This window comes from Pseudomonas sp. GW821-FHT12A04, from assembly GCF_058807755.1.
Genome location: NZ_JBXAQZ010000003.1, coordinates 462,372 through 474,733, shown reverse-complemented (window position 1 = coordinate 474,733; position 12,362 = coordinate 462,372). Strand labels below are relative to the sequence as shown.

General features: G+C 62.6%; 13 protein-coding genes. 5 read left to right on the top strand and 8 right to left on the bottom strand.

The window, feature by feature from the left end:
- Positions 1–13: 13 nt before the first annotated feature.
- Positions 14–508 (bottom strand): GFA family protein, encoded by a 495-nt coding sequence (locus AC1RS8_RS07470; RefSeq protein WP_489340496.1) that lies wholly within the window; start codon positions 506–508, stop codon positions 14–16.
- A gap of 423 nt (positions 509–931) precedes the next feature.
- Here AC1RS8_RS07470 and AC1RS8_RS07465 point away from each other — a divergent pair, with 423 nt between their 5' ends.
- From AC1RS8_RS07465 to AC1RS8_RS07455, 3 genes are all read left to right on the top strand, one after another.
- Positions 932–1,816 carry a LysR substrate-binding domain-containing protein gene (locus AC1RS8_RS07465; RefSeq protein ID WP_090454991.1) on the top strand — a complete coding sequence of 295 codons (885 nt, stop codon included), beginning with the start codon at positions 932–934 and terminating at the stop codon, positions 1,814–1,816.
- Between the two features lie 100 nt (positions 1,817–1,916).
- Positions 1,917–3,041: an agmatine deiminase gene (gene aguA / locus AC1RS8_RS07460; RefSeq protein ID WP_489340498.1), complete on the top strand. Its 1,125-nt coding sequence runs from the start codon at positions 1,917–1,919 to the stop codon at positions 3,039–3,041.
- A gap of 2 nt (positions 3,042–3,043) precedes the next feature.
- On the top strand, positions 3,044–4,141 hold the full coding sequence (locus AC1RS8_RS07455) for an extracellular solute-binding protein (protein ID WP_489340499.1): 1,098 nt from the start codon (positions 3,044–3,046) through the stop codon (positions 4,139–4,141).
- Between the two features lie 152 nt (positions 4,142–4,293).
- Here the strand turns inward: AC1RS8_RS07455 and AC1RS8_RS07450 are convergent, their stop codons facing one another.
- From AC1RS8_RS07450 to AC1RS8_RS07430, 5 genes are all read right to left on the bottom strand, one after another.
- A complete protein-coding gene (locus AC1RS8_RS07450; protein WP_489340500.1) occupies positions 4,294–4,911 on the bottom strand; it encodes a DNA-3-methyladenine glycosylase family protein in 618 nt (205 codons plus the stop codon).
- 4 nt (positions 4,912–4,915) lie between these two features.
- Positions 4,916–5,728 carry an isocitrate lyase/PEP mutase family protein gene (locus AC1RS8_RS07445; protein WP_489340501.1) on the bottom strand — a complete coding sequence of 271 codons (813 nt, stop codon included), beginning with the start codon at positions 5,726–5,728 and terminating at the stop codon, positions 4,916–4,918.
- A gap of 35 nt (positions 5,729–5,763) precedes the next feature.
- Positions 5,764–6,846, bottom strand: a complete 1,083-nt coding sequence (locus AC1RS8_RS07440; RefSeq protein WP_407516715.1) for a bifunctional transcriptional activator/DNA repair enzyme AdaA — start codon at positions 6,844–6,846, stop codon at positions 5,764–5,766.
- A gap of 189 nt (positions 6,847–7,035) precedes the next feature.
- Positions 7,036–7,656, bottom strand: a complete 621-nt coding sequence (locus AC1RS8_RS07435) for a LysE family translocator (RefSeq protein WP_489340502.1) — start codon at positions 7,654–7,656, stop codon at positions 7,036–7,038.
- 91 nt (positions 7,657–7,747) lie between these two features.
- Entirely contained in the window at positions 7,748–8,665 is a 918-nt protein-coding gene (locus AC1RS8_RS07430; RefSeq protein ID WP_489340503.1) for a DMT family transporter, read from the bottom strand.
- Between the two features lie 88 nt (positions 8,666–8,753).
- Between AC1RS8_RS07430 and AC1RS8_RS07425 the strand changes: the two genes are divergently transcribed.
- The gene (locus AC1RS8_RS07425; protein ID WP_150814638.1) at positions 8,754–10,085 is read left to right on the top strand and encodes an aminotransferase-like domain-containing protein; all 1,332 of its coding nucleotides are present in this window, start codon (positions 8,754–8,756) and stop codon (positions 10,083–10,085) included.
- Positions 10,086–10,176: 91 nt separating this feature from the next.
- Positions 10,177–10,764 carry a LysE family translocator gene (locus AC1RS8_RS07420; RefSeq protein WP_489340505.1) on the top strand — a complete coding sequence of 196 codons (588 nt, stop codon included), beginning with the start codon at positions 10,177–10,179 and terminating at the stop codon, positions 10,762–10,764.
- 195 nt (positions 10,765–10,959) lie between these two features.
- Here the strand turns inward: AC1RS8_RS07420 and AC1RS8_RS07415 are convergent, their stop codons facing one another.
- Both AC1RS8_RS07415 and AC1RS8_RS07410 read right to left on the bottom strand, forming a co-directional pair.
- A complete protein-coding gene (locus AC1RS8_RS07415) occupies positions 10,960–11,793 on the bottom strand; it encodes an AraC family transcriptional regulator (RefSeq protein ID WP_489340506.1) in 834 nt (277 codons plus the stop codon).
- Between the two features lie 33 nt (positions 11,794–11,826).
- Entirely contained in the window at positions 11,827–12,330 is a 504-nt protein-coding gene (locus tag AC1RS8_RS07410; RefSeq protein ID WP_057715051.1) for a VOC family protein, read from the bottom strand.
- Positions 12,331–12,362: the final 32 nt, after the last annotated feature.

The following is a 12,362-nucleotide window of genomic DNA, read 5'->3' as shown; positions in this document are numbered from 1 at the left end:
AAAAAACTGATAATTATTCTCGGCAGACCAGGCCGAGACGCTCATGCCACTGGGCGATGGACTCCACGGGGTACAGATCGAACTGTTGATCCCCGGGCTGCGCCTGCACCTCCACCCACGGCGCTTTTGAACCGAGCATCAGGTGCGTGTGCTCCGGCGGCACCGGCAGCGGCGTGTCGATGGCCGAGGCGAAGGGGTGAATCAACTCAGGCCACTCCGGGCTGAATAGCCACAGAGCCGTTGCGCAGACCGAGCAGAAATGCCGCTCGGCCGTGCTGCTGTGGGCGCGCTTGTCACCGTCCTCCTTGAGTCGCGCATGGTAGATCGCGATGTACTTGCGCCCGCGAACCTTGAGGCTGGCGGCATCGCCCCCGAGGTTGATCGCATAGCCGCCTCCGCCCTGTGTCTTGCGGCAGATCGAGCAGTAGCAACGCTGGTAAGGGTAGGGGTGGGCGCTGGTCAAACTGAACGACACCGCGCCGCAATGGCAGGAACCTTCGAGATGCATGGGAGCCTCCGGCTGACTTGAGCGTACCCTGAACAGCCTAGACCGTAAGGGCTACTCGACCGGCACCAGAATCGCGTCGCCGGTCGCCACCAGTTTCAGCGCGGGTGACTTCAAAGCCGGCCCAGCGGTTGAAGGCCGAGGTTGAGTTGATCTGTTTGAGTGTGTTGAGCATGGCGAATCCCTCCGGTTGAGGGTTCAACATGCGCCGGGTTCGGGGGAGTGTCATCGTTGATCAGTCGGCGTGATAGGGCGGTGGATTTATGGTGAATATACTGGCCCCATCGCGAGCAAGCTCGCTCCCACATTTGGAATGCAATCCCCTGTGGGAGCGGGCTTGCTCGCGATGAACGATAACGCGGTCCCACTGGACGCCCACTCAAGGCCAAGTCAGCATGTCCCCCTCGAAACCGGGACATGACCCCCATGCGACGCTTACCCTCCCTGGCAGCCCTGCGAACCTTCGAATGCGCCGCCCGTCACGCCCATTTCGGTCGGGCGGCGGCCGAGTTGTGTGTCACCGACAGCGCGGTCAGCCACCAGATTCGCCAACTCGAAGAACAACTCGGTGTGCCGCTGTTCGTGCGCGAGGGCCGGCAGATTCGCCCGACCCTGGCCGCCGGGCGCCTGATGCAAAGTTTGCAGCAGGCTTTCGAACTGATCGGTGATGCCTGCGATGAACTGCGCGACCCTTCATCCCTGGCGGTATTGCGTCTGGCGGTCACCGCCGAGCTGGCGCAAAAGTGGCTGATGAGCCGTCTCACGGATTTCTACGCGCGTTACCCGCACATCACCTTGCATCTGTACGAACAGCCGATCGACGCCACGGCGCCCGGGGAAGACATCGACCTGGCGATCACCTACGGCACCGGCCCGGTGGACAGCACCGCGTATTTCGTCCGGCCGCTGCCTGCGTTGCAGTTCTTCCCGGTGTGCAGCCCCGGCCTGTTCAACCAGGGCACACTGAAAACCCCGAAGGACCTGGCCCGCCACTGTCTGCTGCACGACGACCAGGACGGCAAGACCTGGACCGCGTGGCTTACCAGCCATGCCGGTGACCAGCGCCCTGATCGTCAATTGTATTTCGCCCACGCCGGGCTGGCACTGGAGGCCGCGGCCCAAGGGCAGGGCGTGGCCATGGGCGACAACTTGACGGCCCAGGAAGATTTGCTCAGCGGGCGGCTGGTACGGCCGTTCACCTCGAGCATGACCGCGCTGGGCCAATATGCGCTGGTGTGCGAGCGGCTGCGGCTGGAGCGTCCGGCGGTGGCGCAAATGCTGGAATGGTTCAACGATCAGTTGCTCGATTGATGAGTTGAATTCAAGTATTCCGAAATAATCATCGTTGGCGAGCCAGTCGCTGTCGCCCTTAGCCTGTGATCATTCCAATCCCCGCTGAAGAGGTTTGACCATGGCCCGTTTGCTCGACACCACTCCCAAACAGGACGGTTTCCGTCTGCCCGGCGAATTCGAAGCCAAGTCCGGTTGCTGGCTCGGCTGGCCGGAGCGTACCGACGTCTGGCGCAACGGTGCCAAGCCGGCGCAGAAAGTCTGGGTGCAGATCGTCACCGCCATTTCCATGAGCGAACCGGTCACCGTGTGCGCCTCGGCGGCACAGTTCGCCACCGCGCGCCGCCAGTTGCCGCCGCAAGTACGCGTGGTCGAAATGACCTGCAACGACACCTGGTTCCGCGACAGCGGCCCGTGTTTTGTGGTCAATGACCAGCGTGGCGAAGTGCGCGGCGTCGACTTCGAATTCAACGCCTACGGCGGCCTCGACGGCGGCTTGTACTATCCGTGGGACAAGGACGACCAGATCGCCGGCAAGATCCTCGAAATCGAACGCTTCGACCGCTATCGCGCACCGTTGATCGCCGAACTGGGCGGCATCCAGAGCGACGGCCAGGGCAGCATCCTGACCACTGAGCAATGCCTGCTGAACCGCAATCGCAACCAGCACCTGGGCAAGGACGAAGTCACCCGCCGCCTGACCGATTACCTCGGCGCCGAGCAGGTGATCTGGCTGCCGCGGGGCTGCAAGTTCGATGAAACCGACGGCCACGTCGACGACCTCGCGTGCTTCGTGCGCCCCGGTGAAGTGGTGTTGCAATGGACCGACAACCGCGACGACCCGCAATGGGAAATCTATCAGGAGGCCTACGACATCCTGCGCAGCACCCGCGACAGTCGTGGCCGCGAGTTGATCGTGCACAAGCTGCCGCAGCCGGATGTGCTGGAGTGGACCGCCGAAGAAGCCGAAGGCCTGGACCGGCAGGACAGCACCCATACCCGCCAGGCCGGGACGAAAATCTGCGCGTCGTACATCAACTACTACGCCGGTAACAGCTCCATCGTGGTGCCGCTGTTTGGTGATCGCAACGACAAAGTGGCGCTGGCGACCCTGGCCGAGCTGTTCCCGCAACACAGCATCGTCGGCATCGAAAACTCCCGGGAAATCCTCCTCGGTGGCGGCAACGTCGCGTGCATCACCATGCCGCAGTACGCCGCCACGACCTCCAGCAAAAAGGGAGCGTGATCGTGGGCCTGCACAAACTGACTCAAGCAATACTGCTGGTGCTTGCACCCCTGTGTGTGCAGGCTGCCGACACCGCCAAACCGGTGGTCAACCTGTACATCTGGGGCGAGTACCTGGCCCCGGACACCTTGAAGAATTTTGAAGCGAAAACCGGCATCCATGTGGTGGTCGACCACTTCGACTCACTGGAAACCGTCGAGACCAAGCTGCTCACCGGCCGCAGTGGCTACGATCTGGTGCTGACGGCGGGGCAGCATCTGTCCCGGGCCATCGAGAGTGGCGCGGTGCAGACGGTCGACAAGCAGCAACTGCCGCACTTTGCCGGCGTCGGCGAGGAGTTCCGCCAGCACATGGCGGTGTTCGACCCGGGCAACCGCTATGCCGGGATCTACGCCTGGGGCACCACGGGTGTGGGGTATCAGGAACAGGCTGTCAAACAGCGCCTGCCCGACGCGCCGACCGACAGTTGGGCGATGCTGTTCGATCCGGCCGTGGTCTCGAAATTCGCCGATTGCGGGGTCAGCTTGCTCAACGATCCCAACGAAGTGTTTGCGGCGGTCATGAAGTACATGGGCCTGGACATCAACCGCCAGAACCTCGATGACCTGAAGTTGGCCGAGCAGCAACTGGCGAAGATTCGTCCGTACATCCGCTACTTCGACAACGACCTGAACATCAGCGACCTGGCCAACGGCAACACCTGCGTGGCGATGTCGTGGAACGGCAACGTGGCCATCGCGGCGGGCCAGGCCGAGGCGGCGGGCAAGCCGTATTCGCTGAAGTACCGGATTCCGAAGGAGGGCACGTTGATCTGGTTCGATGCCATGGTCATTCCCAAGGACGCGACGCATCCGCAGGCCGGCCTGGCGTTGATGGATTACCTGATGACCCCGCAAGTGATCGCGCCGATCACCGACACCATCCACTACGCCAATGCGATTACGGCGGCGGACGGCTTGATCGACCCGGCGATTCGCAACGATCCGGGGACGTATCCGCCGGCCGCGGTCCGGGCTTCGCTGTACAGCAAGAATGACAATGGCAAGGCGTTCAACCGGGCGTTGATCAGGGCGTTCAGCCGGTTGAAGTCGGGGTTGTGACTGGTTTTGGATGATGTGGTGTCGCTACTGACGCCATCGTCGGATCGCCGCCCGGAGCAAGCTCGCTCCCACAGGTTTTGTGTCTGCCAAAGATTTTATGTACACAGAGTCCAAGTGGGAGCGAGCTTGCTCGCGATGAACGATAACGCGGTCTACCGCCCGGGCACCCGCCACAAATACCAGGAGGCCACCGTCCGGTACGGACTCCACCCCAACCCGATCTCGATCATCTGCTTGCGTGTCGGCTGCACCTCCAGGCCCTTGAGTCGCCTATAGCCCTCACGCACGCCAAAGTCATCGGCCGGCAGGATATCCGGCCGCTCCAGGCTGTAGATCAGCAGCATCTCCACGGTCCAGCGGCCCACGCCGCGCAACGTGATCAGGCGCTCGATCAGTGCTTCATCGTCCATGGCCAGCGCCGTGGCGTAATCGGGCACCACGCCGTCCAGCGACGCCTGGGCGATACCCTGAATGGTCGCGATCTTGCTCGCGGAAAATCCGCAACTGCGCAGTCGGTCGAAATCGGTCGCGACGATCTGTTCAGGCTTGGGAAACGCACCCGAACCGAACAGTGCCAGCAGCCGGCCGACAATCGCATCGCCGGCCTTGGCGTGCAGTTGCTGATAGGCAATCGCCCGCACCAGCGACTCATAGGGATCACGGGCCGCATGCGGCTGGTGCAGGCACGGGCCGACGGCGTCGATGTGGCGGCGCCAGTCGTCATCGATGGCCGCCAGGAACTCACTGGCCGCCTGATAGCCGTCGGCCATGGGCTCAGGCTTTCCCGGACGGTTTCAAGAGGGCGTTCACTTCGCCATAGGTAAGGGCCTTCAGGTCGTGGGTATCGAACTTGCCGGTTTGCAGAAAGCTTTTGGCAATGCCGGCCATGGCACCGTAGAGGAATTCGGCGATGCCTGAACCTGCGGACAGGCGGCGCACACCAAGTTCTGTGAGCACTTCGGGCGACGGCAGGCCCGGGAAGCCAAGCACATTCAGCGGCAGCGAGGTGCCGTGGCACAGCGCCTTGATCTCGTACTCCGCGGTAACGCCCGCCGCAAACAGGCCATTGGCACCGGCCGCCTGATACAGCTTGGCGCGCTCGAGGGTTTCGGCGACGCGATCTTCGGCAGGCACCAGACCCCGAAGATAAACATCGGTGCGCGCATTGATGAACAGGTTCACGTTACGTCGATCGGCCACCTGGCGCGCGGTTTCAATCTTGCGTACCAGTAATTCCGGCGGCGAGGAGCCGTCCTCGATATTGATTCCGACAGCGCCGGCGGCGATCACGGCGTCAACCACTGTTGCCACCCGTTCCAGGTCATCGGAATAACCGGCTTCGATGTCCACGGTCAGTGGCACCGAAATGACCCGGGCAATCGACTCGACCGTCGAGACCAGACGCTCAAGGGGCAGGGTGTTGCCGTCCGGATAGCCATGTACCCAGGCCACCGCCGCACTGCTGGTGGCGACGGCCTTGTTGCCCAGTTGCTCCACCAGCCGCGCACCGGCGGCATCGGCGACGTTGGTGAGGATCAGCAAACCCTCGTGATGCAGTTGGTGCAGTTGATTGTCGAGCCTGTCCATCGAGTTTCCTTCCTTATGAAAAAACTGTGGGGGGATCAGAACGCCAGCTGCTCCGTGAGCTGCACCGCTGCGTTTTCCAGCCTGAGCAGAAACGCCTTGCGCGGCTGGCCTCCAGCGTAGCCGGTCAACGAGCCGTCGGCGCCGATCACCCGGTGGCAGGGCACGACAATCGATAAGCGGTTATGCCCGTTGGCCAGGCCCACCGCCCGACTGGCACCGGGCTTGCCCAGAATCGCTGCAATGGCGCCGTAGGTGGTGGTCCGGCCGTAAGGGATCTTCGCCAGTTCAGCCCAGACCCGGCGGGAAAACTCGCTACCGGGCATGTGCAAGGCCACGCTGAACTCAGTGAGCGTACCGGCGAAATACGCGGACAACTGCTCTTCGATCTGCTGCAAATGCGCGTTGTGCCCCGGTGCCACGGCATAACCGAAACGGTTTTGCAGCGCCTGGACCGAAGGGTTCAGCGAGGCCTGATCGAGAAACTCCAGCAGCACCAGCCCACGCCGTTCGGCCATGGCGATCATCGGCCCCAGGGGGGTGGTCAGGCGCGTGAACAGCAGCGGCTCGCTGTTGGCCGCCCGGCCCGGGGTGATGTGAAAGGATTTTTGAAAGGCATCGCGAAAACCGCTCAGGGACTCGTAGCCGGAATCGAAGGCGACTTCATCGATGGAGTCGCCCTGTTTGATCCCGCCCAGCGCCATGCCCAGGCGCCGGGTGCGCAGCCAGGCGTGGAAGGTCATGCCGAAGTGCTGCTTGAACCAGCGACGCAGTTTCAGTGGTTCGATGCCTTCAGCCAGTAGCCGGGCGTCGGTCCAGCGCTGTTCCGGGTCGGCGTCTACCGACTTGAACAGTTTCTGCACCCAGTCCGGCGCGCTGGCGGCGGTGTCCAGCGGTTTGCAGCGCTTGCAGGCGCGATAGCCCGCCGCCAGGCATTGTTCGGCGCTGGCAAAGAACTCGACGTTCTCAGGCTTCGGGCTGCGGGCGGTGCAACCGGGACGGCAGAAGATGCCTGTGGTCTTGACCGCCGTGAAAAACACCCCCTCGTAGGAGGTGTCTCGTTCGAGCATGGCGCGAACCATCTCGGCACGGGGCGGTAGAAGCGTTTTTTGTAGGTTCATGAGCGCAGCATAGATCGCGTCATGGGCGACCTCCACCGGAAAATCGACAGCGATTTTCGCTCCTTTGAACACTGCGAGTCAATGTGGGAGCGAGCTTGCTCGCGATGGCGGTATATCAGGCAGCATCAATGTTGAATGTGAGACAGCAATCGCGAGCAAGCCCGCTCCCACATGGGAAAAATATCTACTTCAGGCGCGTCTGGCCATCAGAAGTACCGAAGCCGCCGCCGACAACAACCCGGCGCAGCAGCGGTTGAACATCCGCTTGCCCGATGGCCTGGCGAACCAGCGGCGCATGTGCAGGCCCATGTAGGCGTAAGCGCCGATGGCGACCCATTCCAGCACCAGAAACAGCGCGCCCAGCACCACGAACTGCGGCGCAATGGCGTGGGTCGAGTCGACGAATTGCGGCAGGAACGCGGTGAAAATCAGGATGGCCTTGGGGTTGCCGGCCGCGACCAGGAATTCCTGTCGGGCCAGCGCCAGCGTGCCCACGGGCGCGGAGGTGACCACGTTTTCCACACCCGGATCTGCGCGCCACAATTGCCAGGCGAGGTAGAACAGGTAAGCCGCGCCGAGGATCTTGATGGCGTAGAACAGCAGCACGGAGGTTTGCAACACCACCGCCAGCCCCGCCGAGGCCAGGGCAATCATCCCGGCGAACGCCAACAACCGGCCGATACCGGCCACGCACGCGGTGCGGTAGCCATAGCGGGTCGAATTGCTGACCGACAACAGGTTGTTGGGGCCTGGCGCCATGTTGAGGGCAAAACAGGCCGGCAGAAACAGGGTGAGGGTGGCGAGGTCCATGGTGGGCTCCTGTAGCAAGAGCGCTATTTTTATCACGGCTCACCCTTGGCCAGACCCATACAGTCATGGGCGCAAACCACCGTACACGGGGTTATTTCGCGAACTTTTTCGCCCCGGCGACGCAGAGGATCACGGCGACGGTGACACCCAGCATGCCGAGGCTGACATGCTCATGCAGCAGGGTGGCGGCCAGGGTCAGCCCGAAAAACGGCTGAAGCAGCTGCAATTGCCCGACGGCGGCGATGCCCCCTTGGGCCAGGCCGCGATACCAGAACACGAAACCGATCAGCATGCTGAACAGCGAGACGTAAGCCAGGCTGAACCAGGCCGGCGTGCTGATGCCGGTGAACGAAGCCGGCATGCGCATCCAGCTGAGCACGGCCACGACCGGCAGCGACAGCACCAGCGCCCAGCTAATCACCTGCCAGCCACCGAGGGTGCGCGACAGTTTCGCGCCTTCGGCATAACCCAGGCCGCAGGCGAGGATGGCCAGCAGCATCAGGATGTCGCCTTGGGGGGAGGCGGTCAGCCCTTGGGGGGAGGCGGTCAGCCCTTGGGACAGGGCAAACCCGACCACCAGCAGGCTGCCCAGCACCGAGAAAATCCAGAACGCCGCCCTTGGCCGCTCGCCGCCGCGCAGAACGCCAAACACCGCTGTTGCCAGGGGCAACAGGCCGACGAAGACAATGGAGTGCGCGGAAGTCACGTATTGCAGCGCCAGCGCGGTCAACAGGGGAAAGCCGATGACCACGCCCAGGGCGACGATCATCAACGGAATCAGTTGCTGGCGCGCCGGGCGTTTTTCCTTGAATAACCACAGCAGGCACAGCGCCAGGACCGCCGCGATGGTCGCGCGCGCAACCGTCAGGAACACGGGGTCAAACTCCAGCACCGCCACCCGTGTCGCCGGCAGCGAGCCGCTGAAGATCACCACGCCGATCAGGCCGTTGATCCAGCCGCTGGTGCTGTTTTCCAGCGTCCGGGGTTGCAGGTTCGAGGTCCGTTCCATTTGGCTCACGCTCATTGTTGATTGCACGAAACTCATCCTATGAGCGACTATCGATACAATCAAAAAATTGTCATGGATACATCTCGACATGCCTCGATCCCGCTACAAGACCCTGGTAGATGCCTTTGCCGCCGACATCCGCTCCGGGCATCTGCCGCCCGGTACGCGCCTGCCGACTCACCGGCAACTGGCAACCGAGCACGGTCTGGCACTGGTCACCGCCAGCCGGGTGTATGCCGAGCTGGAGGGTATGGGCCTGGTCAGCGGCGAAACCGGACGCGGGACCTTTGTCAGGGAGACCTCGCTGCCGCCGGGGCAGGGCATCTCGCAGCACGTGGTGGCAGCGGGGATGATCGACCTGAATTTCAACTACCCGTCATTGCCCGGTCAGGCCGACCTGTTGCGCACTGCCTTGCGTCAACTGGCGTTGTCCGGGGACCTTGAATCCCTCCTGCGCTATCAGCCTCACGCGGGACGCCTGCACGAACGGGCCTCCGTCGCGCGCCATCTGCTTGATCGGGGGCTGAGCGTGCCGGCTGAACAGGTGTTGATCGTCAGCGGCGCCCAGCATGGCCTGGCGGTGGCGATGATGTCGCTGCTCAAGCCTGGTGATGTGATCGCCGCCGATGCGCTGACCTATCCCGGTTTCAAGACGCTGGCCGAAACCCTGCATCTGGAAGTCTTGCCCATTCCGGTCACGGATACCGGGCCTGATCTGCCCGCACTGGAAAAACTCTGCCGCAGCCGGTCGGTACGGGCCGTGTACTCGATGCCGACTTTGCACAACCCTTTGGGCTGGGTGATGGACCTGGATCTGCGCGAGCAGTTGGTGGCGATTGCGCGCCGACATGACCTGACGATCATCGAGGACGCCGCCTACGCGTTCCTGGCTGAAAACGTACCGCCACCGTTGGCCGAGCTGGCGCCGGAGAGGACGGTGTACGTGTCCGGTCTGTCGAAGAATGTCGCCACCGGGCTGCGCGTCGGTTTCATCGCCGCACCGGCGCAATGGGTCGCAGCGTTCGAGCGCACGATCATGGCGACCACCTGGAACACTCCCGGCGTTGTGACCGCCATCGCCACGGCCTGGCTCGACGATGGCACCGTCAGCCAACTGGAATCGCAAAAGCGTGCAGACGCCCGGGCCCGGCAAGCCCTGGCCCGCGAGATGCTGGCAGGGCTCAGGACCATCAGTCATCCCAATTCCTACTTCATCTGGCTGCCGTTGGCGGAGGACGCCCGGGCCGACCAGATCGCCATGGCACTGATGCGCGAGCAGGTGTCGGTGTCGCCGGCCGAGCCTTTTGCGATTTCGGCCCACGTGCCGCACGCGATACGCCTGGCGTTGGGTTCGGTGGACATGGACTCGTTGCGCACTGCCTTGAGCAAAGTGAAAAACATCGTCAGCTATTACTCGTAGCGAGGCCGGGAAGGGTAGTTTTCTTCAATACGCGAACCGGTGGGGTCTTTACCTTGAGGGCCTTGTTCAACTCGATGGAAGAAGGTGTGCAATGAGTCTGATGATGTCCATGGCAGCGTTTGCGCTGGTCGCGTCCATCACGCCGGGGCCGGTCAACATTGTGGCGTTGAGTTCCGGCGCGCGGTTTGGCTTCCGGGCCAGCCAGCGTCACGTGGCCGGGGCCACCCTGGGGTTTGTTTTGCTGTTGGTGCTGATGGGGTTGGGGCTGCATGAGTTGTTGCAACGATGGCCGGCACTGACGCAGGGGGTGCAATGGGCAGGCGTGGCGTTTCTGTTGTACATGGCCTTCAAGCTGGCGGCCGACAATGGGCAGGTGCAAGCCAGTGAATCGGCGCAGGCGCCGTCGATGCTGTATGGCGCCATCATGCAATGGCTCAACCCGAAAGCCTGGCTGGCCTGCGTGGCCGGCATGGGCGCGTTTGTCGCCGATGGCGAGGCACGACTGGTTTGGCAATTCGCCGCGATTTACCTGGTGATCTGCTATGCGTCGGTCGGCTGCTGGGCGTATGCCGGGACATTTCTGCGCGGCTTCCTGAACAACCCGGCCGGAATGCGCCTGTTCAATCGCACCATGGCGCTGCTGCTGGTGGTGAGCGCGGTGTACCTGTTGCTGCCGTAACGGCAGTCACTGCAGGTTTTGTGGCGAGAGAGCACTTTGTGGCGAGGGGGCTTGCCCCCGTTCGGCGGCGCAGCCGTCGTAAATCCTGCATGCAATGTATGTCTGAAAGAACGTCGGGGGCCGCTTCGCAGCCCAACGGGGGCAAGCCCCCTCGCCACAGGGGAGAGTCAGGCTCAAGAGCATCTTTGTGTTGCCTCAGCCCCGATACTGCCCCGGTGTCGCCGCCAGGTGCTGTTTGAATGCCCGTTGAAAATGCGCCTGATCGGCGAACCCCGCTTCCAGTGCCACGTCTGCAATCAGTTTGCCGCTGCGCAATTGATCTTGGGCGAACTGGATGCGCCGGTTCACCAGGAACGCGTGGGGCGTCATGCCGTAATGCTGTTTGAAGGCGCGGATCAGGTAGGACGGTGACAGTTGCGCCGCCTCGCATATGTCTTCGAGCTTGAGGATTTGCGTGCAGTGGTCGCGGATGTAATCGGCAGCACGCTCCAGCTTGAAATTGGGTTCGCGCAGCGGCTGATCGACCGGGTTGAACCGGAGCTGAACCTCGGTAAAGAACTCCACGGCCACGCTGTGTTTGCGCAGCACGTCTTGCTGTGGATCGACCAGTACCTCATACAAGCCCGCGAGGCCGGCAAACAGGTTGGCGTCCCGGGTATGGGTCACTGAAAAGCGGCGAAACGCCGCGTCATCGCTGAACCCGAGCTGATGCTGCAAATCGGTCAGCCACGGCGTATCGACGTACAGCATCAGGTACGACCAGGGTTGGTCTTCGATCGGGTTGCAGGCGTGGACGTCACCGGGGTTCATCAGCACGACAGTGCCGACGCTGACTTCGAACGCCGACTGCTCATGGAGATAGGTGCTGCGCCCGGCGGTGATCGCTCCGATGGAAAAGTGCTCGTGGGCATGCCGTGTGTAGCAGGCTTCGCGCCCGTCGGCGATGGAGCGGGCTTCGATGAAAGGCAGGGCATCATCGCGCCAGAAGCGCGGGGCCCTGTCGGCGTTCTTGGCAACGGCGTGCTTCATGCTCGCTCCTCGGCAGGTCAGTGCCCGAGTGTATTAGCTCTCGCCGTCAAAGGCTCGTTGCAGTTCGGCGATATCGAGTTTTTTCATCTGCATCATCGCCTGCATGGCTCGTTGGGATTTTTTCGTGTCCGGGTCTTTGATCATGTCCATCATCGCAACGGGGACGATCTGCCATGACAGCCCGAACTTGTCCTTGAGCCAGCCGCATTGCTGGGCCTCGGGCGCGCCGCCGGCCGACAGGCGGCCCCAGTAATGGTCGACTTCTTCCTGGGTCTGGCAATTGACCTGAAACGAAACCGCTTCACTGAACGTGAACATCGGCCCGCCGTTGAGACCGGTGAAGCTCTGCCCGTCGAGTTCGAAGCTGACGGTCATGACCGAACCTTCGGGCCGGCCGTGGAATTCGAATCCGGCGTGGCCGTAATGGGTGATGGCGGTGATTTTCGAATGGTCGAAGATCGAGCAATAGAACTTTGCCGCCTCTTCGGCCTGATTGTCGAACCACAGGCAGGGCGTGAGTTTTTGAACACGTTGCATGGCGGGCACTCCTCGGCAGGTTATGCATGCTG